This window comes from Streptomyces sp. NPDC048370, from assembly GCF_043200825.1.
Taxonomy (GTDB): domain Bacteria; phylum Actinomycetota; class Actinomycetes; order Streptomycetales; family Streptomycetaceae; genus Streptomyces.
Map to the genome: position 1 here is coordinate 461,408 of NZ_JBICYI010000004.1, position 14,867 is coordinate 476,274.

Sequence of the window (14,867 nt, forward strand, 5' to 3'; positions counted from 1 at the left end):
GCTCCCGCCCCGCGCCGCCCGCGCGCGCGCCCCCCCCCCCGCCGCCGCCCCCCCCCCCCCCCCCCCCCCCCCCCCCCCCCCCCCCCCCCCCCCCCCCCCCTCTTCATGTCCGTACGGCTCAGGCCGACTTCTCGTGCCGCCCGTCGTTCTTCACGATGCGCGGGACCAGTGTCGGGTTCACGTTGTTGCGGACGACGTCCGCCGTGATGACCACGCGGGCCACGTCCTTGCGGGACGGGACCTCGTACATCACCGACATCAGGACCTCTTCCATGATGGCCCGCAGGCCACGCGCGCCCGTGCCGCGCAGGATCGCCTGGTCGGCGATGGCCTCCAGGGCCGGGCGGTCGAAGTCCAGCTCCACGCCGTCGAGTTCGAAGAGGCGCTGGTACTGCTTCACCAGCGCGTTGCGGGGCTCGACGAGGATCTTGAGCAGGGCCTCGCGGTCGAGGTTGTGGACCGAGGTGATCACGGGGAGACGGCCGATGAACTCCGGGATCATCCCGAACTTCACCAGGTCCTCCGGCATGACCTCCTGGAACTGGTCGCTCGCCTCGATCTCGCGCTTGGAGCGGATCGTCGCCCCGAAGCCGATGCCCTTGGCGCCCGCACGCGACTCGATGATCTTCTCCAGGCCGGCGAAGGCGCCGCCCACGATGAAGAGCACGTTCGTCGTGTCGATCTGGATGAACTCCTGGTGCGGGTGCTTCCGGCCGCCCTGGGGAGGGACCGAGGCCGTCGTGCCCTCGAGGATCTTGAGCAGGGCCTGCTGGACGCCCTCGCCCGAGACATCGCGCGTGATCGACGGGTTTTCGCTCTTGCGGGCGACCTTGTCGATCTCGTCGATGTAGATGATCCCCGTCTCGGCCTTCTTGACGTCGTAGTCGGCCGCCTGGATCAGCTTGAGCAGGATGTTCTCGACGTCCTCGCCGACATAGCCGGCCTCCGTCAGCGCCGTCGCGTCGGCGATGGCGAACGGGACGTTGAGCATCCGGGCCAGAGTCTGCGCGAGCAGCGTCTTGCCGGAGCCCGTGGGGCCGAGCAGCAGGATGTTGGACTTCGCCAGCTCGATGGCGTCGTCACGGCCCGCGCCGCCGCCGTTCTCGCCGGCCTGGACGCGCTTGTAGTGGTTGTACACCGCGACCGAGAGGGCCTTCTTGGCCGGCTCCTGGCCGACCACGTAGCCCTCGAGGAACTCGTAGATCTCGCGGGGCTTGGGAAGTTCTTCCCAGCGCACCTCGCTCGTCTCCGCGAGTTCTTCCTCGATGATCTCGTTGCAGAGGTCGATGCACTCATCGCAGATGTACACACCGGGTCCCGCGATGAGCTTCTTCACCTGCTTCTGGCTCTTTCCGCAGAACGAGCACTTGAGCAGATCGCCGCCATCACCGATGCGTGCCACGAGGTGCTTCCCCTTCGCCTGGGAGCGCTTGGTTCAGCGACTCCTGGTGCCTCATATTCGACGGTACCTTGCCGGGCCCCCCGTTCGGGCCCCCCTTGGCACGGTTCACATGGTCGTGATTCGGCCACGCGGACCGTGCCAAGGGAAGGTCGAGCGTCAGGCTGCCGCGGCGGCCGTGCTCTTGCGGGTCGAGACGATCTGGTCGACCAGGCCGTACGCGAGGGCGTCCTCGGCGGTCAGGATCTTGTCGCGCTCGATGTCGTCGCGGATCTTCTCGATCGGCGTCGAGGAGTGCTTGGCCAGCATCTCCTCCAGCTGGGTGCGCATGCGCAGGATCTCGTTGGCCGCGATCTCCAGGTCGGAGAGCTGCTCACGGCCGGTGCCGCCGGACGGCTGGTGGATCAGCACGCGGGCGTTCGGCAGGGCCATCCGCTTGCCGGGCGTACCGGCGGCGAGCAGCACGGCCGCGGCGGAGGCCGCCTGACCCATGCAGACCGTCTGGATGTCCGGCTTCACGAACTGCATCGTGTCGTAGATGGCCGTCAGCGCGGTGAAGGAGCCACCGGGGCTGTTGATGTAGATCGAGATGTCGCGGTCCGGGTCCATCGACTCCAGGCACAGCAGCTGCGCCATGACGTCGTTGGCGGAGGCGTCGTCGATCTGCACGCCGAGGAAGATCACGCGCTCCTCGAAGAGCTTCGCGTACGGGTCGTACTCGCGGATGCCCTGCGAGGTGCGCTCGACGAAGCGCGGGACCACGTACCGGTTGTCCATCGGCGCGCCGGTGTAGAGGCCGCTCGGGGAGAGGTTGTTCTGCATCTGGAAGTTCACCGTCCTGGTGGCGTTCGGCGGGGGCTGGGGCTCTTCAGCGGTCTGCCGGGCTCAGGCGCCCGTGCCGCCGCCGCCGGGAACGCCCGCGGCGTGCGTGATGATGTCGTCGATGAGGCCGTAGCTCTTGGCCTCGTCCGCGGTGAACCAGCGGTCGCGGTCGCCGTCGCGGATGATCGTCTCGACGGTCTGACCGGAGTGGTGCGCGGTGATCTCGGCCATGCGCTTCTTCGTACGAAGGAGGTACTCGGCCTGGATCTTGATGTCCGAGGCGGTGCCACCGATACCGGCGGAGCCCTGGTGCATCAGGACGTCGGTGTTCGGCAGCGCGAAGCGCTTGCCGGCGGCGCCGCCGGTGAGCAGGAACTGGCCCATGGAGGCCGCCATGCCCATACCGATGGTGACGACGTCGTTCGGGATGTACTGCATGGTGTCGTAGATGGCCATGCCGGCCGTCACCGAGCCACCGGGGCTGTTGATGTACAGGAAGATGTCCTTCTCCGGGTCAGCGGCCAGGAGAAGCATCTGCGCGGTGATCTTGTTGGCGATCTCGTCGTCGACCTGCTGGCCGAGGAAGATGATGCGCTCGCCGAGCAGCCGGTTGTAGACATGGTCGCCGAGGCCACCACCGATGGACGGCTCACCCGCGGCGTAAGGCTTCAGATTCGTCACGTATCCACCTGCTCGTCTCCGACGGCGACGGCCGTCTCAGCGTCTCGTTCAGAGGGCAGTGCCCTCGTATTCATGGACCCTAACGCGCAGGTAGGACAACGCCATCCCGGTTCCCGAACTGTTCGCTGGGAGCGCAAGGTTAGTGGCGGCGCGTGGGGGCCTGAATACGGGCACGGGCCCGGCGCACAGCAGTGCGTCCGGGCCCGTGGACCAGCGGTTCAGCGCGAGGCTCAGGCCTCGTTCTTCTCCTCGGCGACCTCGGCCTCGCCGGTGACGGCCTCGACCGTCTCGGCGGCGGTCTCGTCCTCGTCGTCCTCGAGGTCGACGGTCTCACCGTTGGTGTCGACGACCTTGACGGCCTCGACGACGACCGCGAGGGCCTTGCCGCGGGCGACCTCGCCGACGAGCATCGGCACCTGGCCACCCTCGACGACGGCCTGGGCGAACTGGTCGGGGGACATGCCGGAGGAGGCGGCGCGGCGCATGAGGTGCTCGGTGAGCTCCTCCTGGCTGACGTTCAGCTTCTCCTTGTTGACGAGCTCATCGAGGATGAACTGCGTCTTGATGCCCTTCTCGGCCTGCTCCTTGGTCTCGGCCAGGAACTCCTCCTCGGTCTTGCCCTGGATCTCCAGGTACTTCTCGAGGGTGAGGCCCATCTGGCCGAGCTGGTGGTGCTCCAGGTTGTGCTTGCGGGTGTTGATCTCGTCCTCGAGGAGCTTCTCGGGGATCGGGACCTCCGCCAGCTTCAGCAGCTCGTCGAGGACGCGCTCCTGGGCCTGGGTGGCCTGGTCGAACTGCTTCATGTTCTCGAGGCGCTTGCGGCTGTCGGCCTTGAGCTCGTCGAGGGTGTCGAACTCCGACGCGAGCTGCGCGAAGTCGTCGTCGAGCTCGGGGAGCTCACGGGCGGCGACGGCGGTGACCTTGACGGTGACCTCGGCGTCCTTGCCCTCGGCGGAGCCGCCCTTCAGCTGCGAGGTGAAGGTGGCCTCGCCGCCGGCCTCAAGGCCGGTGACGGCCTCGTCGATGCCGTCGAGGAGCTCGCCGGAACCGATGGTGTACGAGACGCCCTGGGCGACACCGTCGGGGAGGACCTCGCCGTCCACCTTGGCCTCGAGGTCGATGGTGACGACGTCACCGTCGGCGGCGGCGCGCTCGACCGGGTTCGTGGAGGCGAAGCGCTCGCGCAGCTGCTCCACGGACTTCTCGACGTCCTCGTCGCTGACCTCGACCGCGTCGACGGTGACCTCGATGCCGGAGTAGTCCGGGATCTCGATCGTCGGGCGGATGTCGACCTCGGCGGTGAAGGCCAGCAGCTCGCCGTCCTTCAGCTCCGTGATGTCGACCTCGGGCTGACCCAGCGGGTTGACCTCGGCCTCGTTGACGGCCTCGGTGTAGAACTTCGGGAGCGCGTCGTTGACGGCCTCCTCCAGCACCGCACCACGGCCGAACCGCTGGTCGATCACACGAGCCGGGATCTTGCCCTTGCGGAAGCCCTTGACCGTGACCTGCTGGTTGATCTTCTTGTACGCCGCGTCGAGGCTGTCCTTGAGCTCCTCGAAGGGCACCTCGACAGTGAGCCGAACCCGAGTCGGGTTCAGGGTCTCCACGGCGCTCTTCACGGTTCGGTCTCCTTGGTGGCTGATTCTTGGATTCTGCCGATGCCGCTTGGTGGCGGTTCCGGCCGATCGGCCCGGTCAGAGAGACACACGGGCACGCAGCTTGCATAGTAACCGCAAGCGGGATGAGGCCCACAATGCGATCTTGTGATGCCTGATCTTGGTGGTCGGGGTGGCGGGATTTGAACCCACGGCCTTCCGCTCCCAAAGCGGACGCGCTACCAAGCTGCGCCACACCCCGTCGGTGCGACACGTAGGGTACATGCACGGAGACAGTGCGACGCCCCCTCTTTGAGGGGCGTGCGGGGACCGCCCGGGACCCGCTACGATGCTGTCCGTGCCGCGGCCCTCGTGACCTGCGGCGCGACCTTTGCGGGCGTAGCTCAATGGTAGAGCCCTAGTCTTCCAAACTAGCTACGCGGGTTCGATTCCCGTCGCCCGCTCCACATGGCTCAGGGCCAGGTCGGAGGATCATCCTCCAGCCTGGCCCTGATGCGTTTCCGATCCTGACGCCAGAGCTCGCCGAAGTGGTTGCGCCGAGGTCGGCTCCTTCACCAGGCGCCTGCCACTGCGGAGTTCAGCGACGTTCCGGCGGACACGCAGCGCGTCCCGTCAAGGTCGACGTCCGACGCGAGAGTCCGATGCCCTACTCCCTTCAATGAACCTTAGTCACATTTACCAGGACACCACGTCTAATCACCCACCAAGGTGCATAGCGACTCATAAAGTGCTGATCTCCCGACGGAATGGCCATGGGTGACTCCCGGCATCCGCACACAGGAGGAACGCAATGTCCGACACGTACCCCAGCGCCCACGTAGTCCAGCTCGCGGGTCCTGGCGTCGCTGGGATGGAGCAGGATCCACCTCTTTTCCACTACGACGTCTCCCCCGAGGAGGTGCCGAGCCTGTTGGCAGATCCCGTCAAGTTCCTCAAGGAACGTGGCATGGGAGAGGAGCAGGGCATCGCGCCCGGAGGGAAAATGACCGTCACCTTCACATCGAACACGTGGGACGGCGCCCAGTGGGTCGAGGAATCCGGCGGGCCTGAGCTGAGGCACTCGTGCTGTTACGTCACCGATGCCCAGTCGGTCTGCGTGCCGCACTCACAACCGCACTGAAGTCGAACAGCTAGCGGGGCCCTGACAACCAGCCGGTGCCGAGCGTGACCGTGCCCTTCGCCTGCCCGGTTGGGTGGTGGCATGCGGGGATCAGCGGTCCAGACGCGAGATCTTCCCAACTGGCTACGCGGGTTCGATTCCCGTCGCTCGCTCTTCCGGCCTCGGGGCCGGGTCGGAGATCACTCCTCCGGCCCGGCCCCGAGGCGTTTTCCGTGCCGCGGCCGCAGGATGGGGACTGGCCCTGTTTGTCCCTTGTCACTGCCGCATCGGAGGCAGCCGTGAAGGATCTGAAGTTCGAGCAGAAGCGCTCGTTGTCGCGGATCGAGGCGGCGGATCAGTTGACGGCGCTCGCCGACGCGTTGCGGAAGGGCGGCGAGGCGGAGCTGGAGCTCGGGTCGGGGACCCTGAGTCTGCGGATCCCCGACGACCTCCGCAGTGAGCTGGAGTTCGAGGTCGGCGACGGGGAGATCGAGCTGGAGATCGAGTTCAGCTGGCCCACGGGGAAGCCGCGGAAGGCTCCCGTCGCGGCCGCGCCGAGCGCGGAGAAGCCGGCGACGCGGAGCCGGAAGTCCGCGCCCGCCAAGCGCACGCGGAGCGGCGCCGGCGGGGGCGGCGGGAGTGCGAGGACGAAGCGGGCGGCGGCGAAGAAGGCCTGAGGCCCCGGAGATGGCCTGGGTCCGGACGGGCTGAGGCGCGGAGATGGCCTGGGTCCGGACGGGCTGAGGCGCGGAGATGGCCTGGGTCCGGACGGGCTGAGGCGCGGAGATGGCCTGGGCCCGGACGGGCTGAGGCGCGGAGATGGCCTGGGCCCGGACGGGCTGAGGCGCGGAGATGGTCTGAGGCCCGGACGGGCTGAGGCTCGGACGGCCTCAGGCTCGGACTGCCTGGGGTGTGGGTGGTGTCGGCTCAGAACTTGATGGAGCCCACGGTCGTCGTTATCGAGTCCAGGAAGCGCTGGATGTCGTCGGCCATGCCGGTGGAGGCGAGGAAGAAGCCGAAGAGCACCGCGACGACGGCAGGGCCGCCCTTCAGGCTCCCGCCGCGGATGAGCACCACCAGGACGATCGCCAACAGCAGCACCACGGATAGCGAAATGGCCACAACTGATCACACCCTCGGTCGGTCCCACCTTGCCGCCCGGGAGCGCGCGTCACAGAACACCCCCGCTGCATCCATCGTGCCACCAACTTCTTGCCCACTGGCGCCGGGTGACGAATCGTCGCCGCATGAATCCAGCCAACCCGAGCGATTTTCGTCTTGATCGTCTCGGGCCGCGGCGCCCGGTTCAGTCGGTGGAGAGCCCGAGCAGCCCCCGTACGGTGGCGTACTTGGCGGTCAGCCGGGTCCGCGTCGGTTCGTCGAGAACCGCGAGGCGGGCCGGGTCGGCGTTGTGCGCGAGGTCGGCCTCCTTGACGAGGAGGGCGCCGGGGACCGCCAGGATCCGGCGGGCGTACGACTCCAGATCCTCGCCCGGCCGCTTGGTGAGGGCGAGCACCATGTCCTTGACCGCGCGCGGGAGTTCGGCCGAATCCAGCCACTCGGCGGAGAGGGCGTCGTCCTCGACGGAGTCGTGCAGCCAGGCCGCCGCGATCTGCTCCTCGCTCCCGCCCCGGACCCGTACGCCCTCGGCCACCGCCCGCAGATGCTCGGCGTACGGGCGGCCCGCCTTGTCGGTCTGGCCCTCGTGGGCGGCGACGGCGAGGGACTCGACCTGGGCGAGGGTGAGGTACGGCATGCGCCGACTCTACGGCGCGGGGCGGCGCAGCGCGGCACGGGCGGGCAGGCTCGTGGACAGCAGGCCGAGGACCACGACGGCGGCCGCGAAGGTGCCGTAGAGGAGGGGCGGAATCGTGGGCGCCTCCCCGGTCAGGCCGTTCGTCATCGGGACGAGGGTGGCCAGGGCGATCCCGGTGCCCAGGGCCAGGCCGGCCAGGGTGACCAGGAGCGCCTCCCAGCGGATCATGCGCAGGACCTGGCGGCGCGTGGTGCCGATCAGGCGGAGCGTGCCGAGCTCGCGGCGGCGGTCAAGGACGGTCATCACCAGGGTGTTGGCGGCGGCGATCGCGGCGAAGCCGCCGAGGACCGCGGCCATCGTCGTGTTGGCCCAGGCGTTCAGTTCGCGTTCGGTGCTCTGCGCGGTGGCCCAGCCGTCGGGGTCGGTGACCGTGCCGAGGCCGGTCAGGGCGGCCGCCGTGCCGCCGCGGACGAAGAGTTCGGTGGCGTACGGGGAGGTGACGTGGCCGGTCAGGGCGGCGGCGGGCAGGGTGACCTCCGCCAGGCCGAGTCCGCGCGTGTAGGTCGCGACGAGGCGCGGGGTGGCCTTCGTGCCGTCGGGGAGCAGGAGTTCGACGTGGTCGCCGGTGGTCACGTCCGCCGCGTCCGCGATGCGGATGTCGAGGGCGACGGTGCCGGGGGCGAGCGCCGTCATCGAGCCCGTACGGAGTCCGAGGTCCAGGACCGGGGACGGGTCGGCGGAGACGGCCTGGGCGGAGGCGGTACGGAAGCCCTGACCGCCGTCCGGCAGCAGGACGGCGGTCCGCCGCACCGCGACGGCCGCGGTGACTCCGGGGGCGTTCGCGGCGCGCGTGGCCGCGTCGCCGGGCAGTCCGGCGGGTGCGGTGACCACGTGGTCGGCGACGACGGCGGCGCGCTGCTGGTCGGCGGCGGCGCGGTCGGTGCTGGTGTGCAGGAAGACGAGCGTGGAGGCGAAGGACATCGCGAGCACGATCGGGGTGAGGGCGGAGGCGAGCCTGCGGGCGTTGGTACGGGAGTTGGCGGCGGCCAGGTAGCCGGCGGCGCCCGAGCCGCGCAGGGGCAGCCCGAAGAGGCTCGCGCAGAGCCGGGCGAGGAGCGGGCCGAGCAGGGCCACGGCCAGCATGAAGAGCATCACGACGCCCAGGGCCGTGTTGGCGGCGTCCTCGCCGGACAGCGAGGCGGCGACGCCGGCGAGGACGGCTCCCCCGACGGCGGCGGCGAGGCCGAGCGGCGTACGGATCCTGCCGAAGGCGCGGCGCTCGACGGCGGCCTCGGCGAGCGCCTCGCCCGGCTTGGTCCGGGAGGGGCGGCGGGCGGCGAGGAATCCGGCGAGGAGCGCGGTGGCGACGACGGCGAAGAGCGCGGCGGCGAACGGGATCGGGCCGAGGTCGAGGGCGACGGCCTCGGGGACGGCGCCCTTCTCCTTCAGCTGCCCGAACCACCAGGCGGCGAGCGCGGCGCCCGGCAGGCAGCCGAGGAGTCCGGCGGCGGGTGCGACGAGGAGGGCCTCGGTGGCGATGGAACGCCGGATCTGGCGCGGGGTGGCTCCGATGGCGCGGAGCAGGGCGAACTCGCGGGCGCGCTGTCCGACGGAGAGGGCGACGGTTCCGGCGGCCGTGAAGACCGCGACGAGGGTGGCGGTGCCGCCGAAGGAGCCGCCGAGTGCGATGAGCATCTCCTTGGCGGCGGGTAGGGCGGCGCCTTCGGCGAGGGCCCGGTCGTCGCCGGTGTGCACCTGGGCGCGGTCGCCGAGGACGTGGCGCACCTGGGCGGCCAGCGCGTCGGGGGCGGTGCCCGGCTCGGGCAGGACGGCGATGGCGTCGACCGTGCCGGGGTGGCCGGAGAGGGCGAGCGCCCGCGCGTCGGAGAGCCAGACGCCGGGGGTGGCGGTGACGCCGGAGACCGTGAACGCGCGCTCTCCGGCCGGGGTGGTGAGCGTGATCCGGTCGCCCACGTGGGCGGTACCGGCGGCGACGACGGCCTCGTCAGGGCCAGGGGCCCTGCCCGAGTCGAGGGTCACGCCGGTGAAGGCGGTGGAGGACCAGCCGTGAGCGGTGAGGGACGCCTTCTCCGTCCGTACGGGGAAGCTCACGTCGCCGATCGCGCGGGCGGCCCCCGGGGCCTTGGCGGCCTCGTGGACGAGGGCGGCGGCGAGCCTGGCCCGGTCCGGGACGGCGGCCGACTCGACCTCCTGCTCGTCGCCGACGGTCACCGTCCGGTGGACCTGCTGGTCGGCGGCGGCGACGACGGGTGCGCCCGCGTACCGGTCGGGCGGAACGCTTGCGGTCACGCCGCTCTGCAGGAGCAGACCGCAGCCGGAAACGACGGCGGCGGCGAGGAACAGGGCGACGAAGGTGCCCACGAAGGACGAGGGCTTGAAGCGTACGGCGGCGCGGGCCAGGCCGTTGGGCCGGAACAGGCCGGGGATCAGGCCGGCCATCAGGCAGCCGCTCCGGCGTACGCGGGCGCGGTGAGCGCGCGCATGCGGTCGGCGATCCGCGCCGGGCTGGTCCGGGGCAGGGCGTCGGCGATGGCCCCGTCGGCGAGGAAGAGGACGCGGTCGGCGTGGGCGGCGGCGAGGGGGTCGTGGGTGACCATGACCACGGTCGCGCCCAGGGTGTCGACCGCGCCGCGCAGCAGGGCGAGCACCTCGGCGGCGGTCGTGGTGTCCAGGGCGCCGGTCGGTTCGTCGGCGAAGACGACGTCGGGCCGGGTGACAAGGGCGCGGGCGAGGGCGACCCGCTGCTGCTGGCCGCCGGAGAGCTCGGAGGGGCGGCGGGCGCCCTTGTCGCCGAGGCCGACCTGGCCGAGGACCTCGGTCGCCCGGCGCCGGTCGGGACGCTGCCCGGCCAGCCGCATCGGCAGCAGGACGTTCTGCTCGACGGTCAGTGAGGGAAGCAGGTTGAACGCCTGGAAGACGAAGCCGAGGCGGCTGCGGCGCAGCTCGGTGAGCCGGTTCTCGTTCATCCCGCTGATCTCCGTGCCGCCGAGCCGGACCGAGCCGGCGGTGGGCCGGTCGAGGCCCGCCGCGCACTGCAGGAACGTGGACTTGCCGGATCCTGAGGGGCCCATCACGGCGGTGAAACTGCCGCGCGGCAGGGCGAGGTCGATCCCGCGCAGCGCGTGGACGGCGCCCGCGCCCCGGCCGTACTGGCGGCGCACACCGGTCAGTTCGACGGCGAGGTCGACGCCGGGTACGGCACCGGCGCCGCGCGGCAGGGGTGCGGGGTGCTCGGTGCGCTGGGCGCGGCGCAGGGCCATGGGGGTTCCTCCGTGGGTCCGTGACGATGTCTCGAACGTACGGATCCGGGCGGTACGGGAACCATGGCGGCTGCCGGTCGATCTTGGGTGGGGATTCCCCCACCACCGGCCTTCGGGCGGTCAGCCCTTGCGGCTGATGAGCAGGAGCGCGCGGTCGTCGTTGACGTCCTTGGCGCAGGCCTCGATCAGGTGCCAGGCCGCGCCCTCGAAGCCGGAGGCGACGTAGCGGTCGGCTTCGCCGGTCAGCCGGTCGATGCCCTCGGCGATGTCCCGTTCGGCCGACTCGACCAGTCCGTCGGTGAAGAGCATCAGGACGTCGCCGGGCTGCAGGGAGCCCTTGACCGGGTGGAACTCGGCGCCGTCGTAGACGCCGAGGAGCGGGCCCTCGCCGGCCTTCTCCTCCCAGCGCCCGGTGCCCGCGTGGAGCTGGAGCGCGGGCAGGTGCCCGGCGGACAGCAGCTCGTAGTCCCCGGACTCCAGGTCGAGGACCAGGTGGATGGAGGTGGCGAAGCCCTCGTCCCAGTCCTGGCGGAGCAGATAGCCGTTGGCGGCCGGCAGGAAGGCGTGCGGCGGCAGCGAGCCGAGCAGCCCGCCGAACGCTCCGGAGAGCAGCAGGGCGCGCGATCCGGCGTCCATGCCCTTGCCGGAGACGTCGGTCAGCAGGACCTCCAGGGTCCGGCCGCCGTGGGTGCGGGCCGCGACGACGAAGTCGCCGGAGAACGACTGGCCGCCGGCCGGTCGGAGCGCCATCTCGCGGTGCCAGCCCTTGGGGAGCCGGGGCAGGGCGCTCTGGACCCTGATCCGTTCGCGCAGGTCGAAGAGCATCGTGCCGCCGCGCCGCCACGGCACGCCGACGCGGGCCCGGAACTGCGCGATGAGCAGTCCGAAGAAGCCGCAGGCGGCGACGACGAGGACGGTGCCGGGGGTGACGCGGGCGGGGCCCTGTGTGTACGGGCCGAGCACGAGGGACTCGACGATGAGGGCGCCGGCGGCGGCCGCGTACAGGGCGAGCAGGCTCGCGGGGCGCAGCAGAAGACCGCCGGCGACGATCGGCAGGACGAGCGTGGCGGGCGCGCACCACACCGGATCGGCCAGGGTTCCGACGGTGATGGCCGGGATGGTGAGCAGCAGCGCGCCGAAGGCGAGCCAGTCGGAGCCCTCGCCGCGGAAGTAGTCGACGCCGGATCTGCGCAGCGCGACGCGGGCCCGGTGTGCGCTCCTGCGCATCCGGGCCGGGTACGAATCGACACCCACGCGATTTCCCATTGGCCTGGACCCTATCCACCCGGTCGGACCTCGTGCAGGGGGACCCCTGAGACATTGCGAGCGAAAACGGGTCGCGACGGGCCGACGCGCGCTGGTATCGATGGCATATGACGACTGAACTGCGCGTGCTCGAACCGGCCGAGTGGGACGAGTGGTACGGGATGCTGGAGCTCGCCTTCGGCGGTGTGACGGAGTCGCCGGAGGAGCGGGGGCTCTATCGGGAGCTGACCGAGTTCGAGCGCTCGATCGGTGTCTGGGACGGCGAGAGTTGCGTGGGTACGGCGGGGGCGTTCTCGTTCCGGCTGTCCGTACCCGGCGGGGCTCTCGTGCCGGCGGCGGGCGTCACGATGGTGGGTGTGGCGCCGACGCACCGCCGGCGCGGAATCCTCACCTCGATGATGCGGCGCCAGCTCGACGACGTACGGGCGGGCGGCGAGTCGCTGGCCGTGTTGACGGCCTCGGAGCCGGAGATCTACGGCCGGTTCGGCTACGGAGTCACCGCGTACGCGACGCGGGCGACGATCGACACGAACCGGGTGCGGCTGACCGTGCCCGAGGGCACGGACGACGTGACGCTGCGGCAGGCCGATCCGGCGAAGGCGTCGGGGGCGTGCGAGGCGGTGTACGCGCGCCGGGTCACGACCAGGCCGGGGATGCTGGCCCGGCAGCCGGGGTGGGAGAAGCAGGCGCTGGTCGATCCGGTGAGCGAGCGGGGCGGGGCGTCGCCGCGGATGTGCGTGCTCGCGGAGCGGGCCGGCGAGGTCGTCGGGTACGCGCGGTACGCGATCAAGCCGGACTGGTCGTACGCCGGGGCCGAGGGCGTGGTGCTGCTGAAGGACCTGGAGGCGCTGGATCCGGCGGCGGAGGCGGCGCTGTGGCGGTTCCTCTGCTCGATCGACCTGACGTCGACGGTCCGGATCCACAGCCGGCCGGTGGACGACGCGTGGCAGCACCTGGTGTCGGACGTGCGGCGGTGCGAGCCGACGCAGCGGGACGCGCTGCATCTGCGTCTGGTGGAGGTGGGCGCGGCGCTGGAGGCGCGGCGGTACCAGGCGCCGGTGGATGTGGTGTTGGAGGTCGCGGACGCGTTCTGTCCTTGGAACGAGGGGCGGTGGCGGCTGACGGCGGACGCCACGGGCGTGATGTGCGCGCGTACGGATGAGCCCGCCGATCTGGCGCTGTCCGTACGGGAGTTGGGCGCCGCGTATCTCGGGGGCGTGAGCCTGACGTCGCTGGCGGCGGCCGGGCGGGTGCGGGAGCTCCGGGACGGGGCGCTGGTGGAGACGTCCGTGGCGTTCGGGTCGCCCGTGGCGCCGTGGCTGCCGCACGGGTTCTAGCGCGGCGGGCCGGGGCGGCGGCCCGGCGCGCCGGGCCCTAGGTCGCGTCCGGAAAGTCTGGCCTGCCTCGCGACGCCCTTCGGGCGGACGACCATACTTTCCGGACACTCCCTAGCGCTGCTGGCAGCCCGGGCACCAGAAGAGGTTGCGGGCGGCGAGGTCGGCGGTGCGGATCTCGCCGCCACAGATGTGGCAGGCCTGCAGGGCCCGGCGGTAGACGTAGACCTCGCCGCCGTGGTCGTCGACGCGCGGCGGGCGGCCCATCGCCTCGGGGGTGTGCTCGGGGCGGACGGTGTCGATGCGGTTGTGGCGGACGCCTTCGCGCATCAGGTCGATCAGGTCCGACCACATCGAGGCCCACTCCGCGCGCGTGACGTCCTTGCCCGGGCGGTACGGGTCGATGCCGTGACGGAACAGGACCTCCGCCCGGTAGACGTTCCCGACGCCCGCGATGACCTTCTGGTCCATCAGCAGGGCCGCGATCGTCGTACGGGATCGGGAGATGCGGTGCCAGGCCTTCTCAGGGTCGTCGCCGTCCCGCAGCGGGTCGGGGCCGAGGCGGTCGTGTATCGCCCGCTTCTCGGGGTCCGTGATCAGGGCGCACGTGGTGGGGCCGCGCAGGTCGACGTACGACTCGGTGTCGGCGAGCCGCAGCCGGACGGTGTCCGTGGGCGGCGGCGCGGGGGCGTCACCGAAGTTCACCTTGCCGAAGAGGCCCAGGTGGATGTGGACCCAGCCCGTGCCGCCGAAGGCGAGGAAGAGGTGCTTGCCGTGGGCCTCGGCGGCTTCCAGGGTCGCACCGTCGAGGAGCGCCGCCGAGTCGGCGAACTTTCCCTGCGGGCTGGTCACCCGCACGGACCGGCCGCCGAACCGTTCCCGGTGGTCGGCGGCCAGTCGGTGGATCGTGTGCCCCTCGGGCATCAGGCCGTGGGCTCCTGCGGGTGGTGGGCCGGGATCGCGGGGAGCTCGCCGGTGGTCTCGTACGCGGAGAGCATCTCGATCCGGCGGGTGTGACGCTCCTCACCGGAGTACGGGGTGCTCAGGAAGATCTCGACGAACTTCGTCGCCTCTTCCTGGGTGTGCATCCGGCCGCCGATGGAGACGACGTTGGCGTTGTTGTGCTCGCGGCCGAGGGCGGCGGTCTGCTCGCTCCAGGCGAGGGCGGCGCGGACCCCCTTCACCTTGTTCGCGGCGATCTGCTCGCCGTTGCCGGAGCCGCCGATGACGATGCCCAGGCTGTCCGGGTCCGCGGCCGTCTTCTCGGCGGCGCGCAGGCAGAACGGCGGGTAGTCGTCCTGGGCGTCGTAGATGTGGGGACCGCAGTCGACGGGCTCGTGGCCATGGGCCTTCAGCCACTCGACGAGGTGGTTCTTGAGTTCGTAGCCGGCATGGTCGGAGCCGAGGTACACGCGCATGGTCCGAGTGTGGCACGCGGGGGGCTGGGTAGCGGTCAGCGGGGTCGGGGCCCAGGGAGTGTCCGCGACACGACCTTGGTCCGGATTGGTGTGGACCTTTGGCCCTTACGCAACGATCCGGAGTCGGCCCTTCCGATCACCCCGGCCCCCGGTGTTCAATGCTCGGGCTCGTGACCCGAGCGCCCCCCACACGTA

The 14,867-nt window shown here is 71.1% G+C and carries 14 protein-coding genes and 2 tRNA genes; 4 read left to right on the plus strand and 12 right to left on the minus strand.

Going from position 1 to position 14,867, the window contains the following annotated elements; all coding sequences use genetic code 11:
• Positions 1–118: 118 nt before the first annotated feature.
• From clpX to ACGFYP_RS12920, 5 genes are all read right to left on the minus strand, one after another.
• Positions 119–1,402: an ATP-dependent Clp protease ATP-binding subunit ClpX gene (gene clpX / locus ACGFYP_RS12900; protein ID WP_158987286.1), complete on the minus strand. Its 1,284-nt coding sequence runs from the start codon at positions 1,400–1,402 to the stop codon at positions 119–121.
• A 156-nt stretch (positions 1,403–1,558) separates the two neighbouring features.
• Positions 1,559–2,221: an ATP-dependent Clp protease proteolytic subunit gene (locus ACGFYP_RS12905; protein WP_137994695.1), complete on the minus strand. Its 663-nt coding sequence runs from the start codon at positions 2,219–2,221 to the stop codon at positions 1,559–1,561.
• Between the two features lie 63 nt (positions 2,222–2,284).
• The gene (locus ACGFYP_RS12910) at positions 2,285–2,902 is read right to left on the minus strand and encodes an ATP-dependent Clp protease proteolytic subunit (protein WP_361966111.1); all 618 of its coding nucleotides are present in this window, start codon (positions 2,900–2,902) and stop codon (positions 2,285–2,287) included.
• Between the two features lie 230 nt (positions 2,903–3,132).
• Positions 3,133–4,521, minus strand: coding sequence for a trigger factor (gene tig / locus ACGFYP_RS12915; RefSeq protein WP_393490813.1), 1,389 nt, complete (start codon positions 4,519–4,521; stop codon positions 3,133–3,135).
• Between the two features lie 161 nt (positions 4,522–4,682).
• Positions 4,683–4,759, minus strand: a tRNA-Pro gene (locus tag ACGFYP_RS12920).
• A gap of 131 nt (positions 4,760–4,890) precedes the next feature.
• Here ACGFYP_RS12920 and ACGFYP_RS12925 point away from each other — a divergent pair.
• From ACGFYP_RS12925 to ACGFYP_RS12935, 3 genes are all read left to right on the plus strand, one after another.
• Positions 4,891–4,964: transfer RNA gene (locus tag ACGFYP_RS12925), tRNA-Gly, on the plus strand.
• Between the two features lie 344 nt (positions 4,965–5,308).
• Positions 5,309–5,638, plus strand: a complete 330-nt coding sequence (locus ACGFYP_RS12930; RefSeq protein ID WP_393490817.1) for a hypothetical protein — start codon at positions 5,309–5,311, stop codon at positions 5,636–5,638.
• Between the two features lie 278 nt (positions 5,639–5,916).
• Positions 5,917–6,294: an amphi-Trp domain-containing protein gene (locus ACGFYP_RS12935; protein ID WP_393490820.1), complete on the plus strand. Its 378-nt coding sequence runs from the start codon at positions 5,917–5,919 to the stop codon at positions 6,292–6,294.
• Positions 6,295–6,544: 250 nt separating this feature from the next.
• Here the strand turns inward: ACGFYP_RS12935 and ACGFYP_RS12940 are convergent, their stop codons facing one another.
• From ACGFYP_RS12940 to ACGFYP_RS12960, 5 genes are all read right to left on the minus strand, one after another.
• Positions 6,545–6,739, minus strand: coding sequence for a hypothetical protein (locus ACGFYP_RS12940; RefSeq protein ID WP_361966103.1), 195 nt, complete (start codon positions 6,737–6,739; stop codon positions 6,545–6,547).
• 184 nt (positions 6,740–6,923) lie between these two features.
• A complete protein-coding gene (locus ACGFYP_RS12945; RefSeq protein WP_393490824.1) occupies positions 6,924–7,373 on the minus strand; it encodes an HD domain-containing protein in 450 nt (149 codons plus the stop codon).
• 9 nt (positions 7,374–7,382) lie between these two features.
• Positions 7,383–9,833 carry an ABC transporter permease gene (locus ACGFYP_RS12950; protein ID WP_393490827.1) on the minus strand — a complete coding sequence of 817 codons (2,451 nt, stop codon included), beginning with the start codon at positions 9,831–9,833 and terminating at the stop codon, positions 7,383–7,385.
• Positions 9,833–10,654, minus strand: a complete 822-nt coding sequence (locus ACGFYP_RS12955) for an ABC transporter ATP-binding protein (protein WP_393490831.1) — start codon at positions 10,652–10,654, stop codon at positions 9,833–9,835. Before ACGFYP_RS12955 ends, ACGFYP_RS12950 begins: the two co-directional genes overlap by 1 nt.
• Positions 10,655–10,774: 120 nt before the next feature.
• Positions 10,775–11,920: a PP2C family protein-serine/threonine phosphatase gene (locus tag ACGFYP_RS12960; protein WP_393490834.1), complete on the minus strand. Its 1,146-nt coding sequence runs from the start codon at positions 11,918–11,920 to the stop codon at positions 10,775–10,777.
• A 107-nt stretch (positions 11,921–12,027) separates the two neighbouring features.
• Here ACGFYP_RS12960 and ACGFYP_RS12965 point away from each other — a divergent pair, with 107 nt between their 5' ends.
• On the plus strand, positions 12,028–13,257 hold the full coding sequence (locus ACGFYP_RS12965; RefSeq protein WP_393490837.1) for a GNAT family N-acetyltransferase: 1,230 nt from the start codon (positions 12,028–12,030) through the stop codon (positions 13,255–13,257).
• A gap of 111 nt (positions 13,258–13,368) precedes the next feature.
• On the opposite strand, the gene ACGFYP_RS12970 is transcribed toward ACGFYP_RS12965, so the two are convergent.
• Positions 13,369–14,178 carry an Fpg/Nei family DNA glycosylase gene (locus ACGFYP_RS12970; protein ID WP_393490840.1) on the minus strand — a complete coding sequence of 270 codons (810 nt, stop codon included), beginning with the start codon at positions 14,176–14,178 and terminating at the stop codon, positions 13,369–13,371.
• Positions 14,178–14,672 carry a ribose-5-phosphate isomerase gene (locus tag ACGFYP_RS12975; RefSeq protein ID WP_361966089.1) on the minus strand — a complete coding sequence of 165 codons (495 nt, stop codon included), beginning with the start codon at positions 14,670–14,672 and terminating at the stop codon, positions 14,178–14,180. The genes ACGFYP_RS12970 and ACGFYP_RS12975 overlap by 1 nt, the downstream gene beginning before the upstream one ends.
• Positions 14,673–14,867: the final 195 nt, after the last annotated feature.

What these genes read in the sequence shown, in the direction of transcription:
- ACGFYP_RS12965 (WP_393490837.1), top strand. Translation starts at nt 12,028, where the DNA reads ATGACGACTGAACTGCGCGTGCTCGAACCGGCCGAGTGGGACGAGTGG.
- ACGFYP_RS12960 (WP_393490834.1), bottom strand. Translation starts at nt 11,920, where the DNA reads ATGGGAAATCGCGTGGGTGTCGATTCGTACCCGGCCCGGATGCGCAGG.
- ACGFYP_RS12945 (WP_393490824.1), bottom strand. Translation starts at nt 7,373, where the DNA reads ATGCCGTACCTCACCCTCGCCCAGGTCGAGTCCCTCGCCGTCGCCGCC.
- ACGFYP_RS12930 (WP_393490817.1), top strand. Translation starts at nt 5,309, where the DNA reads ATGTCCGACACGTACCCCAGCGCCCACGTAGTCCAGCTCGCGGGTCCT.
- ACGFYP_RS12955 (WP_393490831.1), bottom strand. Translation starts at nt 10,654, where the DNA reads ATGGCCCTGCGCCGCGCCCAGCGCACCGAGCACCCCGCACCCCTGCCG.
- ACGFYP_RS12950 (WP_393490827.1), bottom strand. Translation starts at nt 9,833, where the DNA reads ATGGCCGGCCTGATCCCCGGCCTGTTCCGGCCCAACGGCCTGGCCCGC.
- ACGFYP_RS12975 (WP_361966089.1), bottom strand. Translation starts at nt 14,672, where the DNA reads ATGCGCGTGTACCTCGGCTCCGACCATGCCGGCTACGAACTCAAGAAC.
- ACGFYP_RS12970 (WP_393490840.1), bottom strand. Translation starts at nt 14,178, where the DNA reads ATGCCCGAGGGGCACACGATCCACCGACTGGCCGCCGACCACCGGGAA.
- ACGFYP_RS12905 (WP_137994695.1), bottom strand. Translation starts at nt 2,221, where the DNA reads ATGCAGAACAACCTCTCCCCGAGCGGCCTCTACACCGGCGCGCCGATG.